Annotated in this window: 24 protein-coding genes; 19 read left to right on the forward strand and 5 right to left on the reverse strand. The window is 50.4% G+C overall.

Annotated elements, in window-relative coordinates; all coding sequences use genetic code 11:
• Positions 1–2: 2 nt before the first annotated feature.
• From ABXG94_RS01780 to ABXG94_RS01795, 4 genes are all read left to right on the forward strand, one after another.
• Complete coding sequence (locus ABXG94_RS01780; RefSeq protein WP_353531943.1) at positions 3–716, forward strand: 4'-phosphopantetheinyl transferase family protein; 714 nt, start codon at positions 3–5, stop codon at positions 714–716.
• Between the two features lie 94 nt (positions 717–810).
• Positions 811–2,082, forward strand: coding sequence for a GumC family protein (locus ABXG94_RS01785; RefSeq protein WP_353531944.1), 1,272 nt, complete (start codon positions 811–813; stop codon positions 2,080–2,082).
• A gap of 565 nt (positions 2,083–2,647) precedes the next feature.
• Positions 2,648–3,313: a sugar transferase gene (locus tag ABXG94_RS01790; protein WP_353531945.1), complete on the forward strand. Its 666-nt coding sequence runs from the start codon at positions 2,648–2,650 to the stop codon at positions 3,311–3,313.
• Between the two features lie 149 nt (positions 3,314–3,462).
• Entirely contained in the window at positions 3,463–4,965 is a 1,503-nt protein-coding gene (locus ABXG94_RS01795) for an O-antigen ligase family protein (protein WP_353531946.1), read from the forward strand.
• 17 nt (positions 4,966–4,982) lie between these two features.
• Here the strand turns inward: ABXG94_RS01795 and ABXG94_RS01800 are convergent, their stop codons facing one another.
• Positions 4,983–5,468: a serine acetyltransferase gene (locus tag ABXG94_RS01800; protein WP_353531947.1), complete on the reverse strand. Its 486-nt coding sequence runs from the start codon at positions 5,466–5,468 to the stop codon at positions 4,983–4,985.
• A gap of 16 nt (positions 5,469–5,484) precedes the next feature.
• The gene (locus tag ABXG94_RS01805) at positions 5,485–6,240 is read right to left on the reverse strand and encodes a WecB/TagA/CpsF family glycosyltransferase (RefSeq protein WP_353531948.1); all 756 of its coding nucleotides are present in this window, start codon (positions 6,238–6,240) and stop codon (positions 5,485–5,487) included.
• A gap of 188 nt (positions 6,241–6,428) precedes the next feature.
• On the opposite strand from ABXG94_RS01805, the gene ABXG94_RS01810 reads away from it, so the two are divergent.
• The 5 genes from ABXG94_RS01810 (at position 6,429) to ABXG94_RS01830 (ending at position 12,691) form a co-directional block, all read left to right on the forward strand.
• Positions 6,429–7,553 carry a Gfo/Idh/MocA family protein gene (locus tag ABXG94_RS01810; protein WP_353531949.1) on the forward strand — a complete coding sequence of 375 codons (1,125 nt, stop codon included), beginning with the start codon at positions 6,429–6,431 and terminating at the stop codon, positions 7,551–7,553.
• On the forward strand, positions 7,541–8,791 hold the full coding sequence (locus ABXG94_RS01815) for a glycosyltransferase family 4 protein (protein WP_353531951.1): 1,251 nt from the start codon (positions 7,541–7,543) through the stop codon (positions 8,789–8,791). Before ABXG94_RS01810 ends, ABXG94_RS01815 begins: the two co-directional genes overlap by 13 nt.
• On the forward strand, positions 8,788–9,759 hold the full coding sequence (locus tag ABXG94_RS01820) for a glycosyltransferase family 2 protein (protein ID WP_353531952.1): 972 nt from the start codon (positions 8,788–8,790) through the stop codon (positions 9,757–9,759). Before ABXG94_RS01815 ends, ABXG94_RS01820 begins: the two co-directional genes overlap by 4 nt.
• 1 nt (position 9,760) lies before the next feature.
• The gene (locus ABXG94_RS01825) at positions 9,761–11,863 is read left to right on the forward strand and encodes an NAD-dependent epimerase/dehydratase family protein (protein WP_353531953.1); all 2,103 of its coding nucleotides are present in this window, start codon (positions 9,761–9,763) and stop codon (positions 11,861–11,863) included.
• Between the two features lie 72 nt (positions 11,864–11,935).
• Entirely contained in the window at positions 11,936–12,691 is a 756-nt protein-coding gene (locus ABXG94_RS01830; RefSeq protein ID WP_353531955.1) for a CpsD/CapB family tyrosine-protein kinase, read from the forward strand.
• Positions 12,692–12,761: 70 nt separating this feature from the next.
• Here ABXG94_RS01830 and ABXG94_RS01835 read toward each other — a convergent pair whose 3' ends face one another.
• Positions 12,762–13,127, reverse strand: a complete 366-nt coding sequence (locus ABXG94_RS01835; protein WP_353531956.1) for a DMT family transporter — start codon at positions 13,125–13,127, stop codon at positions 12,762–12,764.
• On the reverse strand, positions 13,124–14,593 hold the full coding sequence (locus tag ABXG94_RS01840) for a UbiA family prenyltransferase (protein ID WP_353531957.1): 1,470 nt from the start codon (positions 14,591–14,593) through the stop codon (positions 13,124–13,126). The genes ABXG94_RS01835 and ABXG94_RS01840 overlap by 4 nt, the downstream gene beginning before the upstream one ends.
• Positions 14,594–14,735: 142 nt before the next feature.
• Here ABXG94_RS01840 and ABXG94_RS01845 point away from each other — a divergent pair, with 142 nt between their 5' ends.
• Entirely contained in the window at positions 14,736–16,430 is a 1,695-nt protein-coding gene (locus ABXG94_RS01845; RefSeq protein WP_353531959.1) for a phospholipid carrier-dependent glycosyltransferase, read from the forward strand.
• Positions 16,431–16,445: 15 nt separating this feature from the next.
• Here ABXG94_RS01845 and ABXG94_RS01850 read toward each other — a convergent pair whose 3' ends face one another.
• Positions 16,446–17,468: a LacI family DNA-binding transcriptional regulator gene (locus ABXG94_RS01850; protein WP_353531960.1), complete on the reverse strand. Its 1,023-nt coding sequence runs from the start codon at positions 17,466–17,468 to the stop codon at positions 16,446–16,448.
• Positions 17,469–17,601: 133 nt separating this feature from the next.
• Here ABXG94_RS01850 and ABXG94_RS01855 point away from each other — a divergent pair, with 133 nt between their 5' ends.
• Genes ABXG94_RS01855 through comE form a run of 9 tightly spaced genes read left to right on the forward strand, consistent with a single transcriptional unit; the run spans position 17,602 to position 25,021 of the window.
• Entirely contained in the window at positions 17,602–17,787 is a 186-nt protein-coding gene (locus ABXG94_RS01855; RefSeq protein ID WP_353531961.1) for a hypothetical protein, read from the forward strand.
• A 22-nt stretch (positions 17,788–17,809) separates the two neighbouring features.
• On the forward strand, positions 17,810–18,958 hold the full coding sequence (locus ABXG94_RS01860) for a TRAP transporter substrate-binding protein (protein ID WP_353531962.1): 1,149 nt from the start codon (positions 17,810–17,812) through the stop codon (positions 18,956–18,958).
• 59 nt (positions 18,959–19,017) lie between these two features.
• A complete protein-coding gene (locus tag ABXG94_RS01865; RefSeq protein ID WP_353531963.1) occupies positions 19,018–19,530 on the forward strand; it encodes a TRAP transporter small permease in 513 nt (170 codons plus the stop codon).
• 11 nt (positions 19,531–19,541) lie between these two features.
• On the forward strand, positions 19,542–20,870 hold the full coding sequence (locus ABXG94_RS01870) for a TRAP transporter large permease (RefSeq protein WP_353531964.1): 1,329 nt from the start codon (positions 19,542–19,544) through the stop codon (positions 20,868–20,870).
• Positions 20,871–20,880: 10 nt separating this feature from the next.
• The gene (gene hisD / locus ABXG94_RS01875) at positions 20,881–22,188 is read left to right on the forward strand and encodes a histidinol dehydrogenase (RefSeq protein ID WP_353531965.1); all 1,308 of its coding nucleotides are present in this window, start codon (positions 20,881–20,883) and stop codon (positions 22,186–22,188) included.
• The gene (locus tag ABXG94_RS01880; protein WP_353531966.1) at positions 22,181–22,942 is read left to right on the forward strand and encodes an SDR family NAD(P)-dependent oxidoreductase; all 762 of its coding nucleotides are present in this window, start codon (positions 22,181–22,183) and stop codon (positions 22,940–22,942) included. The genes hisD and ABXG94_RS01880 overlap by 8 nt, the downstream gene beginning before the upstream one ends.
• Complete coding sequence (locus ABXG94_RS01885) at positions 22,939–23,928, forward strand: zinc-dependent alcohol dehydrogenase (protein ID WP_353531968.1); 990 nt, start codon at positions 22,939–22,941, stop codon at positions 23,926–23,928. The genes ABXG94_RS01880 and ABXG94_RS01885 overlap by 4 nt, the downstream gene beginning before the upstream one ends.
• A 41-nt stretch (positions 23,929–23,969) precedes the next feature.
• Positions 23,970–24,467 (forward strand): sulfopyruvate decarboxylase subunit alpha, encoded by a 498-nt coding sequence (locus tag ABXG94_RS01890; RefSeq protein WP_353531969.1) that lies wholly within the window; start codon positions 23,970–23,972, stop codon positions 24,465–24,467.
• The gene (gene comE, locus ABXG94_RS01895; RefSeq protein WP_353531971.1) at positions 24,467–25,021 is read left to right on the forward strand and encodes a sulfopyruvate decarboxylase subunit beta; all 555 of its coding nucleotides are present in this window, start codon (positions 24,467–24,469) and stop codon (positions 25,019–25,021) included. The genes ABXG94_RS01890 and comE overlap by 1 nt, the downstream gene beginning before the upstream one ends.

Raw genomic sequence — 25,021 nt, forward strand, 5'->3', positions numbered from 1 at the left:
AAATGAGACGTTTATCTATGTTGGAAATGGCTGCGCGGGTGATGGCCCCTGTCGGCGTTGCTGTCGCTGTGACATCGCCCAAGGCAGACCCAGAACCTCTTTGGCCAGCGGAAGAGTCTGCAATGGCCAGCGCACAACCAAAGCGGCGCACAGAGTTTGCAAATGGACGTGCGGCTGCCCGAAAGGCATTGCAGGCATTGGGCCGAGCGCCATCCGCAGTTCCGATGGGCGATGATCGCGCACCGGTTTGGCCACGTGCCGTGGTCGGCAGTATTTCGCATGATGAAAAGTCTTGCATCGCGATTGTCGCTGAGCGCGACCGTTACCAAGCCCTTGGCATTGATATTGAACCTGCCTTGCCCCTGGAGGCAGAGCTGTTTGCGCGGATTTGCCGCCCAGAAGAGCTAGCCTGGTTGCGTCAATTACCATTTCAGTCGCGTGGTATCGTGGCGCGGCGTTTCTTTTGCGCAAAAGAAGCGATTTATAAGTGCCAGTACACGGTTAGCAAAGAAATATTTGATTTTCAGTCGCTTAGCATTGTTTTCGACAAACAGGGTGGTTTTGAAGCACGCCTTATGCGCGATGTCCCTGGCTTTGCCAAAGGCACGGTATTTCAGGGACTTACAAATCTTGTTGGCGAACAATTGGTAAGCATTTGTTATATTTCTGAGGGCGTTGGTGAGGATTCAGGCTTTCCAACTTCGGTCATGGGATAAACACATTGGGCTGTCATAGATAGCGCAAGATCAATAATGATGCGGGTAAAAATACACCGCGAGCCTAGAACGGGCAGAGGATACGAGCAGCAACATGAAACGCCTGGCCACAGTCGACGAAATTTTGAGCGCAATTTTGCGCCATATAGTATTGTTAGCGATGGTTATCGCCCTTGGTGTGGCCGCGTCGTTGTTTTATGCGTTAAGCCTGCCACGATCTTTCGAAACAACGGCAATCATTCAAATTGAACAGCCTCAAGTGCAGCAGTCCATGGGGGCAGGCGACACGGTTAACGCGCGTACTTTGCAGCAATTGCAGATTATCGAGCAAAGGGTAATGTCGCGCGATAATCTGTTGGTTATTATCGACAAACTCGACCTTTATAGCGAATTTCCGGAAATGAGCGACAACGAAAAGGTCGTCGCTTTGCGTGAAGCTGCGGGCGTGTCGCGTGTCTCAGATCCTGCTCTAGCGTGGCGGCCTGACATCATTCCGACGGCTTTGAATATTGTGGTGCGCCTTGGCGATCCCGAGTTGGCAGCCCAAGTTGCCAACGAACTGGTTAGCAATGTACTAGAACAAAACAAAAGCCGTCGTGCCGGGCGCGCGCAAGAGACTCTCGATTTCTTTGTAAGCGAAGAAAGCCGTATTGGGGCAACCATCGAGAAACTAGAAATCACAGTTGCTGATTTCAAACGTGACAACGCTGAGTTTTTAACTGCTGGACTGAATGGGCAACGCGAACAATTGCTGTTGCTGCAGCAAGAAAAGCTTGAATTGGAGCGCGAATTTGTTGAGTTGAATACAGGGTTGCGTGGCGCACGGAATGCGGCTTTTGAAAATCGAGTTGCGCAATTGAACCAACAGTCCGAACTATTGGACCGACGGATCGACGTGATCGAAGCATTGGTGCGTCAGGCACCCGAAGTCGAGCGTGAACTGAGCGGCCTTGAGCGGCAGCTGCAAAAATTGACCGATCAATATCAAATTATCACACGCAACCAGGCCGAAGCAGAAATGAGTTTAATGCTACAAGCTAGCCAGCAGGGTGAGAGTTTTCGCGTGCTTGAACGCGCGGTCGTACCTGAAAAACCTGTTGCACCTAACCGCAAACGCATTGCCTTTTTGGGCTGTATCCTGAGCGCAATTGCTGGATTGCTCGTGGTTGGCTTTCTAGAGATGCGAAACCCGATTATCCGCACGGAACATCAGCTTGAACGCCATCTGGGGCTTCGCGCTGTTGCGGTCATTCCAAATGTGCAAGTGGCCCGCGAACGCGCTTGGCGTCGCGCATTTTGGATCGTTGGGATAATCGTTTTTGTAGTGGCATGTGTGATGGTCCTTGCGGTTGTATCCGCGCGTTAAAGATCATCCAAATTTTGTGTTATGAAAAGGTGCCTTAATGGCGCCTTTTTTTGTTTGGCAATAACTTAGCGTCGAATCGATTCTTAACACCTTCTTCCTATGGTTGCGATCTGTCGTCGTATTTGCGGTAAAGTGTGTGCAAATTCTGCGCTTTGGCATCCAGAGAGAAACAATGCTTATTTCCATTTTGGCAACAATTTACGGCATAAAGGTTCATTAGTTGCGAATATTGAAGAATTAAGCCTGAATTAGGTGAAAAATGTGCGTTGAATATGCCAAGTCAAAGCTCAATTTACAGAAAATTGTTTAAAAACAACGAGCTATACCTATGCGTGCAGCGCAAATTTCTGGACGATTTTTGACACATTTGCTAAAGTGAATATGGAAGTTGACCAATTACGAGTAAACCAAAGTTTAAATGGAACTGTCTTACCTAACGTCAAGCAATTGACATTTGGGGCACAAATAAGGTGAGACAAAACTCCTGCAACCTCGATGAGACATGTCGCATATTCTGTGTGGCACGAGGGCATAAGGTGAACTCATTCCTGGGAAGGGAAATGGGATGGCATATTTCGAACGGCGCGATGTCGCGTTGCCCAAATCTGCAGACAGTTCGCTTCGCGGATTGTATCGCGACAGCCTAAAACGGTTTTTCGACCTGTTGGTCGTAGCGCTTTTGGCTGTGCCAGTGCTCGCTATAGTGGCGTTGCTGTCGGTCTTTATCATGCGCGACGGCAAGTCACCGTTTTATCTGCAAAAACGCGTCGGTAAGAACGGCCGAGAGTTCCACATGATCAAATTGCGCAGCATGGTGCCGAATGCAGATGCGTTGTTGTCCCAACATCTGGCGCAGGACCCAGAAGCTCGCCGTGAATGGGATTTGATGCAGAAACTTAAGCACGATCCACGCATCACGTCTGTTGGTCGCTTTATCCGCAAAACGTCTTTGGATGAACTTCCACAGCTGTTGAATGTTTTGACCGGTGAAATGTCGATGGTTGGTCCGCGCCCGATGATGCCTTGCCAGAAAGAGATTTATCCTGGTCGTGCATATTACGATATGCGCCCTGGCATAACTGGTTTGTGGCAGGTGTCAGAACGAAACGAAGCAAGCTTTTCGCAGCGCGCCTTCTACGACAACCAATATCACACAGAACTAGGCCTTGGCACGGACCTGGCGATTATGGCGCGCACTGTAGCCGTTGTTTTTTCAGCGACCGGTCACTAAGCAATATTTCGCTTTGAACCAAAGTGACGCCATGAAAATGGCGTGATTTTCTGTCAAATTGATTCATGACTAGCAACACGCGTTGTCCTGGCCCGCCAGCACAGCGCGTTTCCGTACTAGACCATGGATAACAGGGACGCAGGCGCAGCATGCCAAACAGCATCGCCTTTTTTGCATTATTGGCTTGGCCTTTGGTCATGCTCTTTTTGTTTCGCAGGTTACCCCTTGGCCGGGCGGTGATCTGGTCGTTTTTAGGTGCCTATTTGCTGCTGCCGCCTTTTCCCGCTGCTATCGATTTACCGCTTATGCCACCCTTAAACAAAGACACGCTGCCAAATGTGGTCGCCCTGTTTCTTGTGGTTTTCATGGCCGGTCAAAAGGTAACTTTGTTGCCGCAAACGCCAATGGGCAAAATTCTGATGCTGGTTTTTGTCTTCAGCCCGATTTTGACCGTGATAACCAATCCAGAGCCTATACTTTTTGCCACGTCTGGTTTGCGCGGGCTCTATGCAATGGACATGTTGGCCTTGATCATCAATCAGGCAATGGTGTTGATTAGCTTTAATTTAGCGCGCATTTTGCTAAGGACCAAAGAGGATCTGCGTGACATCTTAATCGCTTTTGTGATTTCCGGTGTGATCTATGCCTTTCCGATGCTTCTTGAAATTCGCCTTAGCCCGCAGCTAAATCTTTGGATTTACGGCTATTTCCAACATATGTTTGAACAGATGGTACGTGGGGACGGGTTTAGATCCATTGTATTCCTGTCGCACGGTATTTGGGCAGCAATGCTGGCAATGGTAACGTTTTCATCTGCGATTATTTTGATGCGTCAAAGCGACAGTAAGAACCGACCTTGGTTTCTTGTAGCGGGTGTTTTCATGTTTGGGGTTTTGGTTCTGAGCAAAACCTTGGGGCCATTTTTATATGCTATAGTTATGCTGTTGTTTGTTGGTCTGTCCGCATGGCGTATGCAATTACGGGTGGCCGTGGTTTTGGCCGCATTAACAATTGCTTATCCGGTTGTTAAAAGTCTGGACTTAGTTCCTGAGAAACAAGTTGTTGCTCTTGCCGGTCAGGCCAGCGATGACCGTGCAGGTTCGTTGAAGTTCCGCTTAGACAACGAGAGGATTTTACTTGATCGAGCAAATGAGAAGCCCGTTTTTGGCTGGGGCACTTGGGGCCGCAATCATGTACACAACCCAATAACCGGCGAAATTCTGTCTGTTTCTGATGGGCGCTGGGTGGTCACAATCGGCGTGTTTGGTTGGGTTGGATTGTTGGCGGAGTTTGGTTTGCTGTCACTGCCGATCTTCTTGCTTTGGCGTGAGGTGATCGCATTGGAGCGCAAAAAAAGGCCAGGCAGCGCGACATCATCATTGGCCTCTATTCGCCGATATCCAGAGCCGCAAAAAGCGCCTTATCACCCGTCGCCATTGGCAGGTGCAATTGCGCTTTTACTTGCATTGAACATGGTTGATTTACTGCCCAACGCCACGCTGTCGCCACTGACATGGTTGCTGACCGGCGCCTTACTGGGCTATGCGGAAAGCGTCAGAGCGCGTCGATTGGTGGCAGAAGGTTCGATAAACGAGCCAACGACCTCTGGCCCTGTATCTTCGGGACAAAAGCGGGCACGGACTATCCTTTAGCCGGGACGAATGCGCGGTTAAAGCGGTTTGGCCGGGATGCCAACCCAAGTTTCGTGCGCTTTGACATCTCGTGTTACAACAGCGTTGGCACCGATAGCGGCATGGTCGTCGATCTGCAACGGGCCAAGGATTTTTGCACCTGCGCCGAAGTCGACATGTCCTCCAACTTTTACCGCGTTTGAAATGGTAACTTGCTGAAAAATAAGACAGTTTACACCAAGTGTACAATCCGGATGAAGAATGATTCCGGTTGGGTGCGGCAACATCAATCCCCCACCAATCTCCATATGCAGGTGAATTTCACTCTGGGTGATCACCGACCAAAATCGGTGCACAAGCACCCAATACTTGCTGGTAATTTGGCCCCAAATACCGCTACGCGATTTCGCGTCTTGATACCTGCGGATCGATCGGATCAATTTGGGGCCCGGATCCCAAAAGCAACGTACAGCCTCACGATTCCAATCAGGGATTTCGGCAGAGATTTCAACAGTTTCAGACACCAAAAATTCCCCTTGTTCACGCGCGCCATCTTTGCGCGAGTGACTGCACAAAGTGGTGAGGTAGAATTGCGAAACACGACAGATATCGGCGCCACATTCGCGCCGGGCTTTCCAATAGACGCCACAGCCATTCGCAGGCGATTTTTTGCACCCAAACTGGCGCACGCACTTGGGTGCCAGCCAAGAAATCAAGCCCAGCACCAATACTTGCAAATCCAACGCTTGGGGCGTGCGTGCGGCCATGAATTGCAAAGGTTTCTTGCTTGGGTGCGCCAAGCGCAACAAAACACAGGCTGGCACCCGAACTTTCTATTTGTGTCAGGTATTTAATGGCCGTTTCGCTGTTTACGTCAAAACCAAATGAGGGCGCAATTAGGCAAACAATCTGCAGCGAAGGCACATGACGCCTAAGGTCGTCAGCGGCGGCTTCAAGCGCGTTTTGGCTACTGCCAAATAACGCCACCGTGCGGCCTTCTTCGCTGGCCCATCGGGCAAGAGGTAACACCATTTCTGATCCGGGGATCAGATCAACTGGTTTGGCTGCAAGGCGCGACATCCAGACAATCGGATTTCCATCGGCAACGACGTAGTCCTGCGCCTGATATACTTTATAATAAGCAGTGCTTTTGGCCATTTTGACCAGATGATCCAAATTTAAGGTCGCCAGAGAAAACCCTTGTTTTTGCTGAAACTTTTGTCGGACAATAGTCTCGAGCGATGCGCGGTCTGGCACATTTACGGCAATCTCACCCTTTGCGGTCTTAAAACGCACAAAATTCTCCCGCGATGCTTTTGCTTGGTTTATCATGGCCATACGGTTTTCACACAAGCTGTGCAAAGATTTTTTCAAAGTGCGGCAATTGCCCGACAACTGACTTAATCTTGTCGGTTTTTGTGGTTAATTCGAGCGCAACGAAGGTCGTATGGCCAAACAACTTAATTAGGCGAGCAGGCCAACAAATGACGTCATTGTCCATCATAGGATGTGGGTTTGTGGCTGACCTTTACATGAGGTCGCTGACAACCTTTCCAGATATTAACGTGACGCAGGTCTATGATCGAGATGCTGATCGATTGGCAGAATTTTCATCATATTGGAATGTGCCTAGCGTCAGCAGCCTGGAAACATTTTTTGCCTCGCTGTCAGCTGGTAGTGTTGTGGTTAATTTGACCAATCCCAGCAGCCATCATGACATTAACAAAGCATGCCTTAGTGCCGGTCATCACGTGTATTCTGAAAAACCGTTGGCGGTCAGGATGGATGACGCTATCGAATTGCATGAGCTGGCGCAATCAAAGGGGTTGCTTCTCGCCTCTGCGCCATGCAGCGCGTTGGCTCAGTCTGCACAAACGCTGGGCAAAGCCATTCGCGATGGTGTCGCAGGCACGCCCCGTCTGATCTATGCCGAATTGGATGACGGGTTTGTCCCGCAGGCACCTTTTGACAATTGGCGAAGCGAAAGCGGAGCACTTTGGCCGGCAAAAGACGAATTTGAGGTCGGGTGCACCCTAGAGCACGCTGGGTATTACCTAAGTTGGTTGATCGCTTGGTTTGGCCGAGTTGAGCGTGTGATAGCGGCGTCGGCCGAAGTCTTGCCGCATAAGCAACCAAGCGGGAAGGGAACCCCTGATTTTTCGACCGCTACGCTGTTTTTTGCAAATGGCCCTGTCGTGCGCCTGACGTGTTCTATTGTCGCGCCACACGATCATCAGATCCGTGTCATTGGTGATGACGGTGTTCTAAGTTTGAAAAAGGCTTGGGATAACGGCGCAACCGTGAAATTTCATCGCCGTTTTCGTGTGCGCCGCAGGCTGCTGGAAAACCCGATTGGCCGCAAAATTAAGCTCGGCAAGGCCACCCACCCAAAAGTTGGGCGTTGGGGGGCCGCTTCGATGAATTTTGCTCTGGGGCCAGTCGAAATGCTAGATGCCATTGCCCAGGATCGCCCCTGCAGGTTGTCAGGTGAATTTGCCTTGCATTTGAACGAAGTGACCTTGGCCATTCAGAACGCAGGCCGTGATGCAGGGGTGCAAATCATGACAACCACCTGCGCGCCAATGGAGCCGATGCCATGGGCGCTTTAGATCATATCGCATACCTGACCGGCGAGTACCCGCGCGCAACTGATACGTTTATTCAACGCGAAGTGGCTGCATTGCGTGATCTGGGCCACGACATCACAACATGCTCTATACGCCAAACGGATAAAGCGCATTTGGTTGGCAAAGAACAGCAAGAGGAAGCCGCGCGCACCTTTTATGTGCTGCGTGCAGCCAAATCGCCCTGGCACATATTGAAATGTCACTGGCGTTTCTTGCGCGAAAATCCGCGGCGCTATTGCAGCGCTTTGAAACTCGCGCTGCAAACAAGCCCAGGGGGCTTGCGCAACATGGCCTACCAGTTGTTTTACTTTGCCGAAGCTGCCGTGCTTGGTCAGCATTTGCGAGAAAACCAAGTCTCGCATCTGCACAATCATATCGCCAAGGCAAGCTGCACTGTGGCGATGTTGATGGCAGAGATGTCAGGCATTTCTTATAGTTTTACCTTGCACGGCCCTGATATTTTCTTTGCACCGGATCATTGGGCGCTGCGTAAGAAAATTGAAAAGGCACGCTTTGTGGCCTGCATTAGCCATTTTTGCCGCTCGCAGGCGATGTCGTTCTCTGCGGCAAACCATTGGGGAAAACTGCATATCGTACATTGCGGCGTTGACCCTCAACGCTACGATGTCGATCGAGTTCAGAGCAAGAATTCGCTGTTGTTTGTTGGGCGTTTGGCCGCTGTCAAAGGGTTACCCATTTTGTTGCAAGCAATAGCTAACTTGCCAGACCTGTCGCTGACGGTCATTGGCGACGGCCCAGATAGAAGACAATTAGAACAACAGGCCCGTGATTTGGGATTAGCTGACCGAGTAAGCTTTGTGGGTTATAAATCCCAAACGGACGTGGCAGGCAGTCTTAAGCAGCACGATATCTTTGTCTTACCAAGTTTTGCCGAAGGCGTGCCTGTTGTGCTGATGGAAGCCATGGCAGCTGGCATGCCGGTTGTGACCACGCAGATTGCGGGAATTCCAGAATTGGTTGAACATGGTGTTTCTGGATATCTTGTACCGCCCGGTGATCATCTGGCGCTGAGTGAAACGTTAGAGAAATTGTCAAAAGATCCCGAACTTCAACACAAAATGGGGGCAGCGGGCCGCGCGCGCGTGCAAACCGAATTCACGTTGACCACCGAAGCCGCCTGGTTGTCACAACTTTTCACTCAATATGCGAAAGGCTCAGCACCAAATGTGTTGCGGCCAAAAAACGAGGCTCAGATATGACCTGTGTTGTCGCAGTCATAGCGATCGGTCGTAACGAAGGTGCGCGACTTGAGGCCTGCCTTGCTTCGGTAAAAGGCAAAGCTGATCGCGTGATTTATGTCGACTCGGGTTCAGTTGATAACAGCGTGGCGATGGCCCGCGCTTCTGGCGCAGAAGTAGTGGAACTTAGTGCCGACAAGCCATTTACCGCAGCCCGCGCGCGCAACGCCGGTTTTAGCCAGCTTTCAAACGGTGCCTCTCCGGATTTTGTTCAATTTGTCGACGGAGATTGTGTTGTCGTCGACGGCTGGATGCAGGCAGCAACCCAGGCGCTGTTGGACGATCCAAAATTGGGGATCGTCACTGGATGGCGTAGTGAAATCCAACCAGAAAAAAGCATATACAACGATCTTTGCGACTTTGAATGGCACCGTCCTGCCGGCAGAATTGTCACATGTGGCGGCGATATGATGGTGCGGCCTCAGGCTTTTGAAAGTGCAGGCGGATTTGACGCGACTGTCATTGCCGCTGAAGATGATGAATTTTGCGTGCGTCTGCGGGCTCAGGGTTGGCAGATACGTCGCATTCCAGTGAATATGACCCGACACGACGCTGCAATGCTGCGCTTTGGGCAATGGTGGCAACGGGCAGTGCGTTCGGGCCATGGGTTTGCGCAGGTCGGGCATATGCACCCACCATATTTTGCACGCGAACAAAAACGCGTTTTGGCCTATGGTGCTGCTCTACCGCTTCTGGCCGCTGTGTTTTTGGCCTCTTGGGCAGCGGGCCTTTGGATTGTCGTTGCAATTTATGGGTTCAACTACCTGCGCACATATAAGGGCTTGGTCGCAGAGGGCATGTTGCCCAAACGCGCCCGAAACCACTCTGTGTTTCTGACACTTTCTAAAATTCCGAACATGCTAGGCATGACGCGTTTTCATTGGCGGCGTCTCAAAGGGCGCAGCATGCAAATCATCGAGTACAAATAACATGACGCAATCCAAAATACGTACAGCGATCATCGGCGCGGGTTACATCGCTGATTGGCACGCCGAAGCATTGAAAGTCACCCCAGGGGTTGAATTGGTCGCTGTATGCGATCTTTCCAAGTCGTCCGCTGCCGCCTTTGCGGAAGCTTATGGTGTAACCCCGTTCCACAACCTGGACGAATTGATTGCAGCCGGCATTTGCGATGCTGTGCACATCCTAACGCCACCGGATTCGCACGCCTACATAGCTGAAAAGTGCCTGACTGGAGGGTTGGATTGTCTGGTAGAAAAGCCCGTTGCACTTAGTCATCAAGAAACGCAGCGTATCGTACAGGTTGCAGAGGATTGCGGCCAAACATTTGCAGCAGGCCATAACTTTATGGGCCTTCCGGGATACGAACGTCTTAAGGCCTTTAAGAAGGCAGGCAAACTTGGCCGCGTGACCTCTGCTGAAATCAATTGGCATTTTCCCCTAAGCCCCTTACGTTCAGGTCCTTTTGGGCTTTGGTTGCTAAGAGACCCCAAAAATTTGCTACTAGAACTGGCTCCTCACTTATTTGCTTTTGCAGTTGACTTGTTTGGTCCGCTTGAGATCGAATATCTCAGTCTGGGCAAACCGATAGAACTGCCCGCTGATACCAATCGACCGCAAAGTTGGCGTATCTTGGCGCGCGCAGGAGACGTTGACGTGACCTTGAACCTGTCGCTTGTGGAGACGATGGACGACCGATCGTTGACCGTCCGAGGGACCACCGCCCAAGCCCGTTTGAATTATGCACACGACACCCTGGTGGTAGAATCAGAAAATGCCAGTGACATCGTTTTGAACCCATTGCGCAAACAAGTTGGATTGGCTGCGCAAAACCTGCGCGAAGGGGTAGTGAATGCAGCGCGCCAGATCACGTCGCTCAATCGAAAGTCGGCCTATGGCGTCAGTTTTCAGGGCGCATTTCGTGCATTTTACGGCGCGTTAAACGAAAACACGAAACTTGATGAGCGTTTTGCTGGGCCTGCAGCTTTGCATGTGATGAAAGCCATAGACGACACTTTGGCACTAATGCCGCCTCAAGATGAGAAACCAAAGCCTGCAACCAAAAAATCTCCCAAGCCCTCTGTCTTGGTGATCGGTGGAACCGGCTTTATTGGACGCGCTTTGACCAGATGTCTGGTTGCGCGTGGTTTGGATGTGCGCGTGTTAAGTCGCGGCAAAACGGGCCCATTTGACGATATTGCGGATCACGTGGAGTTGTATTCAGCGTCTTTGACGGATTCAGATGCTTTGGCAGGGGCCATGCAAGGCATCAAAGCCGTGTATCATTTAGGCAAATCTTTGGACTCCACTTGGGAAGATTGTCTCAAAAATGATGTGGACGTTACGGTTGGTGTTGCCAAAGCCGCGATGAACGCAGGTGTAAACCGGTTTGTTTATACTGGCACAATTGCCTCTTATGATATGAGCGATCCAACAATAACCATTTCGGAAACCACTGGCTTTGCCGATGATATGACTGACCGCAATCTCTATGCACGGTCCAAGGCACGATGCGAAGAGAAATTGCTTGAGATGCATAAAGCCCTAGGTTTGCCGTTGGTGATTGCGCGTCCCGGTATTGTGGTGGGCAAGGGCGGTCCTTTGCAGCATTGGGGTATTGGTCGCTGGCATGGGGCAGGGGCAGTACGCATCTGGGGCTCAGGCAGCAATGTGCTTCCATTTGTATTGATTGATGATGTTGCAGAAGCTCTTGTCTCTATGATGGAAAACCAGAATGCAGTTGGGCAGTCTTTTAATCTCGTTGCGGATCAGATGATGTCAGCCAGAGATTATTTTGCAGCAATACATAAGCAGCTGGGCGCAAAGATTGACGTTTCTTCTGGAAATTTAACCGCCTTTTGGATGGCGGATGCGGTAAAATACTTGCTAAAGCGTTATGCTTTGCGACGACATGGGGCCATCCGTCCGTCTTTGGCGGATTGGAAGTCTCGGGCCCATTTATCGCCGTTTGACAATGCCCACACCAAGCAGGTCCTAAACTGGCAACCTGAAACCAGCAAAGCCGAATTTATACGACGGGCGATAAAAGAGGCTGACTTGCTAGGCTTTTAGCAAGTTGCCATATTTTACCCCTAATTTTCAGTTAAGCTTGGCGCTAATTCGCCTTTGATACAGGATTTGACCATGAGCAAACTCACAAAAACCAGCGTTGTCAGTGGCGATGTCTATATGCCCCTTGGCGACGAGGCGCAGGTACTTTGGGATGAAATGCATCAAATTCAATTGGATGAGTCCCATCTAATGCGCAATCGGATTGTAACGGCGAATAAGAAAGATCCTGTTCACAAGAAATTTGATATGCTGCGGACGCGGTTGTTACTCGCCATGCGAGAACACGGTTGGACTCGTATTGCTGTGACTTCGCCAACAGAAGAATGCGGAGCGAGTTTTGTCGCTGCAAATTTAGCACTGTCTGTCGCGCGTATGGAAAGCGTGCGCACGATCTTGTTTGATATGCACTTCACCAAACCCAGCCTTGCTGGTCTGCTTGGGGTCGAGAATCCGGGCCGGCTAAGCGATTACCTGATGGGGCATATTGCGCCCGAAGAATATCTGATCCGTGCGAGCAACGGGCTTGCGCTTGGGCTGAACGACACCAAGGTTTCTAATTCATCGGAATTGATCCAGCAGATGATGACGACAGATGTGCTGTCGGAAATGCAAGATCTTTTGTGCCCAGACATGGTCATTTTCGATCTGCCGGCGGTGTTAGACAGCGATGACGTTCTGGGCTTTTTGCCAAATGTCGACGGGGTTTTGCTGGTGGTTGGCGGCGGGCAATCTGTACCTGAAGAAGTTATGCGCGCTGAACAAGCATTGGGTGACCGAGCGCAGCTTTTGGGTGTTGTTTTGAACAAAGCCGAGGGCTTATTCTCTTAACTAAAACGCATAATTTATCTTCTTTTGGGTGATATTGTTGCAGCATTCTTATCTTTATCAAGAATCCGCTCTAAGCGCGCGCCATAATCACGAGCCCTAGCGTAATGACCAATAGTCCAAGAACACGCATAGAGTTTAAGGGTTCGCCCAGGGCAAAAATCCCGATCAAAAACACAACGATAAAGCTCAGCGCAACAAAGGGGTAGGCCAAGGACAGGTCAAGATTGCGCAACGCGAACAACCAAAACAACGTGCCGACAGCGTATAACGCCAGGCCGGCCAAAATAAATGGCGAGCCGGCAAAACCGAATATTTTGCTTAGGGTGCCTGCCTCAGGGACAAATTGCACGCGGCCAACGCCAATTTTGAATGCCGTTTGGCCAAATGCTGAAAGAGTGACAGAGGCCACAACCAATAAAAAACTGTGCAAAGTCATGGCGTTATCCCCTGAGTATTCAAAAAGCGCGATGTAATCACAATGGCGACGGCAAGAAGCAAGACAAGTCTGCTCGTGCGATCCTTAAGGGCGAAAACCACGGGATCATCATCAATTTCATCTCTTAAGGCGCGCAGCCAAGCCCTAAAGATCCAAAACATAGTCACTGGTGCGATCAGCCACAGGATTTGCGGCGAGTTGTAAGTCTCTGCAACATATGAACTATTTAGGTATAGTGTAAGTGTAAGTACAGCCAAACCGCCACAGGAAATACCCATGGGACGGATGGCGTCCATGTCGTCGACCAAATAGCCTCGTGCCTTAAGTTTCCCAGCGGCTTCAACACGGCGCATCTCGGTATAGCGTTTCATGAAGGCCAGGCTTGCGAAAAAGAACAGCGAAAAATTCAAAAGCCAAGGCGACAACGCAGCGCCAATTGCGACGCCGCCAACAAAAATGCGCAATGTGTAAAGACAGGTTAAAACCACTACATCGATGACGGGTTTATGCTTTAGCCACGTCGAGTATAGTGTTGTAATAACAATATAAAAACCAAATAGAGCAGTGAGTGGCCAGCCAAAATATAACATGCTTAGACCGAGCCCCCCCATGAGCATTACGATACCTGCCGCGACACCAAAAATTGGCTGCAAATCTCCTGCCGCAAAGGGGCGTGACTTCTTCTTTGCATGGGCGCGATCAGATTCGATATCCATAAGATCGTTGAAAATATAGATTGCCGAGGCGCAGATCGAAAAAATGAGGACAGCCAATAGGGCACGCATCATCAAATCCATCGCATCGTAACTATGGGAAAAGAACAGCGGTAACAAAATCAATGCGTTTTTTGCCCATTGATGCGGGCGCATCGCTTTGAGAAGCGATTGCCAAGGACGCGTGTTGTTTTGAATGTCGACGGAAACCAGTTGGCTGTCAGAGGTCATCTTACGCGCACTGTCAGGTGCGTTAACAAAGCCGCAAACTTTGGCCGCCTGCCAAATGGGTATATCGACTGAAGAGTCGCCGATGTATTCAAATTCACCGTTGCAATCAGCCTGAATCGCCTTCAGCTTCGCAAGGCCTTTTAGGTTGTTCCCGGCTGATGAGGCAATCACACTATCAAATATTCCAAGATGATTAGCCACTTTATGCGCCACAGCGCGGTCAGTTGCACTGGCTAACACAATGCGGCGGCCCAGAGATTTTTGCGTGCTTAGGTAATCAAGCACCTCGGTGTTATATGGCAGTGTTTCAGGATCAAACGTTGATTTTTCTGATAGCAGCAGCTTTGTCTGAGAAACGCCCTGCGTTAATGACCTCAACAAAGACGGTATTAGGCTTGGTTTGGTAGCCACTTGCAGCATAAGTTCTTGTGCCACATCGGTTTTGACCAATGTGCCATCCAAATCGACGTAAAGGGGCAGAAGTTCGCCTGTCAAAGTCTCATCCGTGCTTTTGCGTGACATAGTGCACCAGTAGACCTGGCTTTTGGTATGGGTAGTCTACGCCAATCTCTTCATTATATTGACCCAATTGCGGTTTAAATGCGAAATCAACCACAATCGCAGTCAAAATGCGAATTTCGAGCAACAGTTAAGAGGTTTAAGAATGAATAACCGCAGCGGGTCACAGATGGAATGGCGTATCCTAATGGCGCTTTTTTTTGCTGCGCTTGCGGTTCGGGTTATTGGACTTGATCATGGTGTGGTCCTTGGCGACGAACGGATCAACGAAGCCGCAAAGGTTTTGACGGGGCAGTTGGTCCCGGACCAACACTTTTACCCGCCTTTAATGAATTACTTAACTGCCATACTTTTCGGATTTGTTTACGCGGTTGGGCGTTTAATAGGCACGTGGCCTGATGCAGCGGCATTCCGAGCCCAGTATTTCACTGACCCAACCATCTTTTTAGTTTCTGCGCGTGCGCTGGTTGCCGCAATTGGTGCCATCAGCGCCCCATTGTTTTACCGCATTGCGCGGCAATTGCAGTTTTCGAAATTCGAAGCGGTAGTGGTGGCCCTATTTGCAATCATTGCGCCAATTTCTGTATACTTGTCATATATTTACAAGGGAGATATCCCTCAGGCCAGTGCCACCGTATTTGTGGTTTTATGCCTGATTCAGAAATGGAATTCGCCAGACAGCCGTATGCAGGATTTCTGTCTAGGTCTTGCTCTTACACTTGCCCTCAGTATTAAGCATTCCTTTATTTTGCTAATGCTGCCCCTGTTTGTAGGCTACATCGCGGTTTTCTGGCCGCACTTGGGCAAAGCACGTTTGATGGCGTCTTTGTCCAGGGTATGCATTACAGGTTTTGTGCTCTGGCCACTTCTCAATATTGGGATTTTGCTAGATCTTGAGAACTTTCTGAATTTTCAGAAGATTCAGGCGGTTATGTCGATCACCGAAGGGGCAAGCTTGCTAGACGCCCTAGTTCTGTTGGTAGAACGCGCTTTGCACTGGCAGAGCGGGCTTGGCCTGTTAATGCCCATTGCATTTGCAGTTTTTCCATTGCTGGCTCATCGCGCGCCCTACGCTGGCGTGACATTGATGATCTGGCTGGCCTTTATCGCTGGCATGGTGCTGGTTGCCCATCTTGTGCGTTTGCGTCAGCCTGAACATTTGTGGGTTAGCTTCTTTGTGGTTATGCAGTTGTTTGGGGCACTGACGCTTGTTCTATTTGCACGTGTGTTGCGCCCATTGGGGTGGGCGATGACAGGCACGGCCGCAATTCTAGCGATGATAGGCTGCATCGGAATTTGGCGTGAAACCCTGGCAAGGCCAATTGCAAATGACATCGCCGTTTATTTGCAAACGCAGCATGCGGGCAGAAAGGCGGTCACAGGTGTACCGTTGCCGTTGCAACAATCCCGTGCAGCGCAAGATTATGAATTTGCCATCGTTGATCGCACTGCAGCAAAATACAACATTGCATTGCCCGAACGCGCCGAAGAACGTCGTGTTGCCCCTGATGCGGAAAATGCCTATTTTGTTTTGCCGATTCCAGCTGTGATGTTTGGCTTAGAAGACGCAACAGATGCTGAACTTGAAGGCAAAATTCGCGCATACGCCTGGCCGCCTCAAGAAATCGATTGGACTTTGGACAATTGGGTTGATGATGACATTACCCTATTTGTGGTGACAAATCTGGCATACCTGCAGAACGAAACCCCTAGCGAAATGTTGCGGTTGTTCTATAATGACCTGGCGACGCGCTGCGCCGTTGCGATTGAATTCGCACCACGTAAGCCATTGTTTTTAGAAAGACAAATTACAGTTTTGGACTGCGCTAAGAAATCCTAGGATTTGACCGTTGGTCTATATAGAGGGGGCGGCCAAGGAATTGCGAGTTTGCACAAATGTCGCAAGCTTTTCAGAGCTGGCCGTTTCATTTTTCTCTAGCATTTGCACTAGCAACCGCGCTGCCTTTTTACCCATTTCCCGATGCGGTACATGCACAGTTGTCAGCGACGGTTCTACGATTGTTGCCAATTCAATATCATCAAACCCGGTGATGGAAACGTCTTGTGGCACCGAAAGTCCCAGCGATTTTGCCCGCAAAATCGCGCCGGCGGCCAAGACATCATTGCCACACATTATCGCCGTAGGCCGAATGTCCGATTTTATCAATTCTTCAAATGCATCACCGCCCGCAAGCACGTCATATTTTGTCTCGATCAGCGGTAATACGGTCCCCGATAAATTATGGGCACCAAGAGCATCCTGAATACCAAGAAAACGCGCGCGGGCGCGGTCGTTTGCTTCGATCGGCGCGGAAATCATGCCTATTTTCGTATGCCCAAGGGCGATTACTTGCTCTGCCAGAGCCCGCATGGCTGCTCGATTGTCAAAACCGACAGAAGGAAACACTTTGTCCTGATCAAATGTCCAGGCAACAACAGTTGGAAGATTGCGTTGCTGTAAAAAGGTATTAATGGATCCTGCCCGATCATGCCCGATCAGCAACAATCCTTCCGCGCCGCGTGAAATCAATGACCGGATTTGCTCTTCTTCAATGTCCGCGCGATAGGACGAACTTGCAACCAGCAGATTGTAGCCCAGAATATGCAATTCTTCCTGAAAGGCCTGCAGCCCACGTGCAAAGATTGCGTTATCCATGGTTGGAATTACGGCGCCAATGGTATGTGAGCGCTTTGCCGCCATGACGCGTGCCCCAAAATTAGGTGAGTAGTTCAGCTTTTTTACGGCGGTAATAACTTTAAGGCGTGTTTCTTCGATCACCTTGTCTGGTGAATTCAGGCAGCGTGACACCGTCGCCGTCGACACCCCTGCAAGCTGTGCCACATCTGCTAGGGTTGGTTTTGCGCGCAATTGGGTCATGCGCTCAGATTTACCGATTTGACCCATGTTGCACTAGAGCAATTTGCAAAAATAGAAATGTAAGCGCTTGCACTGATGTAATGTAAGCGCTTACATTGAGGTCGGAACTGATTCCCCAACGGAGATCTTTGTCATGGCCTTAATAGGTTCTGTTCTTCTTTTCGTATTTTTTACCGTGAATGTGGCGATAGGGGCATTTGGAGGAAATGCGCCACTCGGAGATGTGGGTGAAATGCTGGTTCTACTTGCTGCTTCGACAGTGTTTGTCGCGGCAATTTTGAAAAAAGAGGCTGATCGTAATTCAGAAACCGACAGCTGACAGTCCAATGGGAGGACACGATTTGGACATTCAAGAAAATGAACTGAAATCGGCAGAGCGCCGGAATTTTCTAAAACTATCCGCAACCGGTGGCTTCACAGCCGCACTGGTTGCAGGTGCCAGCGGCATGCTTTGGTCAAGCAAGGCGACTGCGCAAACCGCAACGGAAGAGCGCTCACGTGAAAAAGCCGCTGATCATGTGATGACAATTGCGACAGCATATGTGCTTGGCGCGTCGCGCAGTTATCCAATCATGCAACTAGACCTGAAAGAAAACATTCAGAACGCCACAAACGGCAAAGTATATGTGAAATTGGCTCCTGGCGGTCAGCTTGGCGCCGGTGGAGCATTGGTTCAAAAGGTGCAAGGTGGCACGATTCAGGCTGCGCAACACTCTCTGTCAAATTTCGCGCCCTTTGCGTCAACGGTTGATTTGATCAACATGCCCTATCTTTGTGGCTCCAATCAACGGTTTACAAATCTTGTGACGTCTGATCATTGGCAAAAAGAAGTGCATCCAAAAGTAGAGGCAGCAGGTTTCAAAGCACTGTTTTATGTGAACATTGACCCGCGTGTGGTGGCTGTTCGCAAAGGCGGCGATGGCGCAGTCCTAAGCCCCTCTGATTTGTCTGGCGTCAAATTCCGCGTGCCTGGATCCAAAATGTTGCAGCAATACTATCGTCTTGTGGGTGCAAACCCAACACCTGTGGCGTGGGGTGAAACGCCCTCAGCCATTAAACAGGGCGTTGCTGACGCATTGGACCCATCAGTTGGAGCACTCTTTGTCTTTGGCTTCAAAGATATCCTAAGCCATGTGACGTTCACACAGGCAGTGCCAGATAGCCAAGTTTATTCCTGTAATTTGGAATGGTTCAACAGTCTGCCTTCAGACGTGCAAGAAGGCGTCATGTGGGGGTCTGAAATGACCGCGCACCAGAACCTGTCCAAAGTGCCATCGGCCCGCGCTTATGCCATGTCTGAACTGGCAAAGTCCGGTGTTCAATTTCATTCGCTCAGCGATGACCAATTAGCGGAATGGCAAGACGCAGGTGGCTATCAACGTCCAGAATGGGATGTGTTCAAGAAGGATCTTGCCGGATCCATGGATGCGTTTGCCAAACTCGAAGAAGCCGCGTCAACACAAGGGAAGTACTTCGTTCACGACGCGTGAGCCTTCGCGCAGGCACCTCGTTTGGTGCCTGCGAACTTCTTCTTGCACAGGAACTCATGATGTCACTCTTGCAACGAATTGACAAAAACGCCGAGCGTTGGTTGCTTCTGGTGTTCTACGTGATGCTGGTTGTCACGATGGCCATCGAAGTGCTGCGGCGGGAAATTTTTTCCTACTCCTCAATATGGGGAGAAGAAATCGTACGCTATTCCTTCATTTATCTTGCGTGGATAGGGGCCTCGGCGGCCGTGAAAGAACGTGCGCATATACGCATAGATGTTGTGCTGCACTATCTCGGGCCGAAACTGAAAGCGCTGGTTTATATCTTTGGCGATCTCGTCATGTTTGGCGTCGCAATTGTTGCACTCTATTGGTCGTTTGAGACCGTTTTGGTTTCGGCCAAATTTGGATCTGTAACCGATGGCCTGCGGGTATCTAAGGTCTGGTTCTTGTCCGCTGTACCAATTGGGTTTGGGTTGATGATGTTTCGTCTCATTCAATCCTTGCTGCGTGATTGGAAATCCCTTCGTGATGGAAAACCCGTCTACGAAGGCGACAAATTGTTTGATTGAGGACATGACACATGCTTTGGAATAGTCTTCAACAGACAGTCGAACTCGGATGGGATTTCTATCTGCCGGTCATTTTGTTCGTAGGATTAATTGCATTGGCCGTGCCAGTATGGGCCGCCATTGGCTCTGCCGCGATTACGATGTTAATCATGTCGGGCGATTTGCCGCTCAGCTTGGTTGGCGAAAGTCTTTTCTCGGGGATTGATGCGTTTGCTCTGACGGCTGTGCCATTGTTCATTTTGACAGGCGATGTGTTGGTGCGCACCGGTCTAAGCCGAAAGTTTCTGAATGTTGCAGAGGCGCTGACCTGTTGGGCTAAGGGTGGGTTTGGCTCGGCAACGGTGCTAGTATGCGGCATGTTTGCAGCAATTTCAGGCTCTGATGCCGCTGGGGCAGCTGCTGTTGGTCGTATGACCATCGATCGTTTGGTCGAAAGCGGCTATCCAAGACCATATGCCTGTGCCTTGGTTGCCGCAGGGGCCTGCACTGGGATTTTGATCCCACCTTCGATTGCTTACATCATCATTGGGCTTGTGTTGGGCATATCCGCATCGACACTTTTTCTTGCAGCCTTGATCCCAGGTTTGATTATCCTGACATCTATTTTGCTCACCAATATCGTCATGAATCGTATCTACGCCTATGAGGGCGGCGGCATGATGACCTTTGGCGAATGGTTCACCAACCTGCGCAAAACCCTGTTTCGGGATTGGTACGCGTTTATCGTGCCCGGCATCATTTTTTATGGTATTTTTTCTGGTCGACTTACCCCGACCGAGGCCGGGGCAACCGCTGTGGTTGTCACAATCATCATGGGTTTTTTGCTTGGCACTCTAAAGCTCGCTGATTTTCCTGCGATGCTTGTAAGCTCGGCAAAGGTCAATGGCATCATCCTACCGATTATCGCCTTTTCAGCGCCGCTTGCAGAGGCCCTTGCGATCATGGGCGTCCCTCAGGGATTTGTTACTTCGGTGACGTCATTGACCGAAGACCCCTATCTGCTGATACTGTTGATGATTGGTATCCTGATCGCAGCAGGTTGCGTCATGGAAACCACTCCAAACATTGTGATCTTGGCACCGATTCTAAAGCCTTTGGCTGATAACATCGGCATGAATGAAATTCAGTTCTGTATCATGATGATTACCGCCTTGGGTGTCGGGTTTATCACACCACCTCTTGGACTGAATTTGTTTGTTGTCTCCGGTATTACCGGCGAGTCGATCTTAAAGATTGCCGCGCGCGCAGTGCCGTTTGTTTTCTTTATGCTGATGGTTGTTTTGCTGATTGCCTATGTGCCCGCAATTTCGACTACGCTACTTCCCGATATCTATAAATAGGACGTCTTAAATGGCCAGGAACTATCTTAAAAAAGCTACTCTAACCTCCAGTTCAGATGCATCAGATGTGCATGATACTGTTGTTAAAATTCTGTCCGATATCGAAGCTGGCGGTGACAAGGCCGCCCTGGAATATGCCGCAAAATTTGACAAGTACGAAGGCAATATATTGTTGTCTGCCGAAGAAATTGAAGCCGCAATAGCGCTTGTTCCTGAAAAGCTAAAGGCAGATATCCGCTTTGCGCACGACAACGTTAGGCGTTTTGCGGAAATGCAGAAGTCGACCGTGTCTGATGTGGAATATGAAGTGGTACCAGGCTTTGTTGCCGGCCAAAAAGTGATCCCTGTGGACGCTGTTGGTTGCTACGTTCCTGGTGGACGCTACAGCCATATCGCAAGCGCGATCATGACAGTGACGACGGCCAAAGTGGCCGGATGTCAGCACATCACAGCCTGTTCACCACCTCGTCCGGGTGTAGGCGTCGCACCAGCTATCATCTATGCCGCGCATATTTGCGGAGCTGACAAGATCATAGCGATGGGGGGCGTGCAAGGCGTGGCTGCGATGACTTTTGGTCTGTTTGACTTGCCAAAAGCCAATATCCTCGTGGGTCCTGGCAATCAATTTGTTGCCGAAGCCAAACGCATTCTCTTTGGGCGCGTTGGGATCGATATGATTGCGGGCCCGACAGACAGTCTAATTCTGGCAGATAGCACTGCTGATGCGCATGTTGTGGCCACCGATTTGGTCAGTCAAGCAGAGCACGGGTATAATTCTCCTGTTTGGCTGATCACCAATAACCAAGCGCTGGCCGAAGACGTCATGGCGCGTGTGCCTGGTTTGATCAACGATTTACCTGACATCAACCGAGAGAATGCAACGGCTGCATGGCGTGATTATGCCGAGGTCATCGTTTGTGACAACCGTGAGGAAATGGCCGCGACATCAGATGATTATGCGCCAGAACACCTGACAGTCCAGGCCGAGGACCTTGATTGGTGGTTAGAGCGCCTGACCTGCTATGGTTCCTTGTTCCTAGGAGAAGAAACCACTGTTTCTTATGGCGACAAGGCGGCCGGCACCAACCATGTTTTGCCCACCTCCGGCGCGGCCAATTATACCGGTGGGCTATCCGTGCACAAATATATGAAGATCGTGACGTGGCAGCGCGCAACCCGTGAAGGGGCCAAGCCTGTGGCTGAAGCGACAGCCCGAATTTCTCGCTTGGAAGGTATGGAGGGCCATGCTCGGGCGGCAGACGTGAGACTGGCCAAATACTTCCCGAACGAAGAATTTGATCTTACTGCTAATGGCTGATCCGCTTTCGCTATTTAGCCTTGAAGGCCGCGTTGCTTGCGTTACCGGGGCCAGTTCAGGCCTCGGACAACAGGCCGCCATTGCGCTTGCTCATGCGGGTGCAAAGGTGATCTGTGTCGCGCGTCGCGCAGAGGCGCTTGAAAGCCTGGCGCAGCAAATCGGGGCTCAGGCAACCTCTGTTGCGGCGGATCTGTCGCAGCGCGCGCAAATAAGGGACATTGCGGCGCAGATATCAAAACCATTTGGCCCCCCCGACATTCTTGTTCATGCGGCGGGCATCAATACGCGACAGACCGCTGACGATGTCACGGATGCGGCGTGGGATATCACTATGAATCTCAATCTCGCGGCACCCTTCTTCTTGAGTCAAGCACTGGTGCCACCCATGAAATCAAAGGGTTGGGGGCGAATTGTGAACTTTGCTTCGTTACAAACTACGCGGGCTTTTCCTGCAGGGCTTAGTTATGGCACCAGCAAAGCAGGCGTTGCTCAACTGACGCGGGCCATGGCTGAAGCTTGGTCCCCAAGCGGCATTACGGCCAATGCGATCGGGCCGGGATTTTTCCCAACCGAGCTAACAGGACCGGTGTTTGCAGATCCGGAACGTGCAGCGCGCAATGCTGCGCAAACTTGCGTTGGTCGTAACGGCGCGCTCAGCGACATGGACGGGCCACTTTTGTTTTTATGTTCAGAGGCGTCGAGGTTTGTAACCGGGCAAGTTTTGATGGTCGATGGGGGGTATACGGCAAAATGAAAGCACTGGTGTATCAAGGTCCCAAAAAACTGCGATTTGAAGATGTTGCAGATCCTGTGCCAGCCTCGGGCCAACAGCTTGTTCGTGTACAGTCAGTCGGCATTTGCGGCTCTGATATGCATGCCTTTTTGGGGCATGACGACAGGCGTCCAGCACCATTGATCCTAGGGCACGAGGCCGCGGGCGTGATCATTGGCGGCGCACGAGATGGCGAACGCGTCACGCTCAATCCATTGGTGTCTTGCGGAACCTGTGGGGCCTGCAGCTCTGGTCGCGACAATCTTTGTCCTGATCGCATGATCATTTCGATGCCACCGCGCGAAGGTGCTTTTGCGCAGATGGTTGTCATGGCTGACGCCAATCTTGTCACGGTCCCTGATACCATTTCGTTTGATCAGGCCTCCTTGGCAGAACCCTTAGCTTGCGGATGGCATGCGGTTCGACTGGCAAAACAGGCGCTTAAGCAAAATGTCGAGACGGCTTTGGTTCTAGGGGGTGGGGCTATTGGTTTAGGCGCAGCATTGGCTTTGTATGCGCAATGTGGGTGCCACGTTACAATAGTGGAACCCAATGAAATTCGGCGCAACTTTCTAAATCAGCAATGCGGACAAAACGCAATTGCACCCGGGGCTCTTGGATTAAATCAAATGTTTGATGCAGTTGTCGACGGTGTGGGCTTTGCCCAGACCCGTGCAACGGCGTCAGCCCATTGTCGCCCAGGTGGTGCCATTGCCCACATTGGACTTGGTGAAGATACCGGTGGGTTGGACATCCGCCGGATGACACTTCAGGAAATCACCTTTTTTGGCACTTACACCTATACAGCCCAAGATTTTCGGGACACGGCGCAGGCGATCTTTGACGGAAAACTTGGCCTGTTGGACTGGACAGAAGGCCGCCCGTTGTCTCAGGGAGAAACCGCGTTTTCTGATATCTTGGCAGGCCAAATCGCGGCTCCAAAAATCATTCTTCATCCAAATAGCTAAAGAACGCCGTGATCGCACGGATTAACATAGGAGTGTCCCAAGTGGATATCAGTAAAAAGATCGTTGACGATTTCGTCGCCAACGACGTTTCATTCATCACGACCGTACCTTGCAAACAACTTGGCGGCGTGATCGACGAATGTGAGGTTCGTTCAGAGATCTATCATATCCCGTCAAACAAAGAAGATGAGGGTATGGGGCTTTGTGCAGGTGCTTATATGGGCGGCAAGCGTCCAGCGATAATAATGCAAAACACAGCCATCGGCGTTACAGTGAATACCCTAGTGACGCTGACACAATTTTATCGCATGCCCTTGCCGATGCTGATCAGCTACCGGGGCGAGCTGAAAGAGCCAGTGGCCTGTCAGGTCGAAATGGCCGTTCACACCAAGGCTCTGTTAAATCAGTTGAATATTCCGACTTATCATTTTCATGATCAATCAGATGTCGAAGAATTTGATGCGATTTTGAAATACACTTACATGTGCAACAAACCTGTTGCGATCCTGACGGACGCAACTTTCTGGGGAGGCTACTAATGATCCGTTCTGAAATCCTGCGCGATATTGCCCCAATTCTACGCGATCAGTTGGTTGTTTGTAACATTGGCTTGCCCAGTCAAGAACTGCATATGATCGATGATCAGCCAAGCAATTTCTATATGCTTGGAACCATGGGTCTATCATCTTCCATTGGGCTTGGCGTGGCGCTGGCCCAGGAAAAAACCGTCATTTCAATTGACGGCGATGGATCTGTTTTGACAAATTTTGGTACACTGCCAACCATCGCAAACAACGTGGCTGACAACTATATTCTGTTGATTATCGACAACGGTTCTTATGGCTCAACAGGTGACCAGCCGACATATGCTGGCAAAAAGACGTCACTGGCGGCGGTTGCGAAAGCTTGCGGTTGCGAAAACGTAATTGAATGTCAGGCTGAAGAAACTGGCGCAGTTTTGCAAGCTGCTATCGACAGTCATAAAATGACGGTGATCGTTGCCAAATGCGATAGCGGCAACATCAAACTACCGGTGATCACCAAAGATCCCGTTGTCATCCGTGACCGTTTTATGAACGCGGTCGCAAGTTAA

Origin of the sequence: Cognatishimia sp. WU-CL00825 (genome assembly GCF_040364665.1) — a bacterium.
GTDB lineage: Bacteria > Pseudomonadota > Alphaproteobacteria > Rhodobacterales > Rhodobacteraceae > Cognatishimia.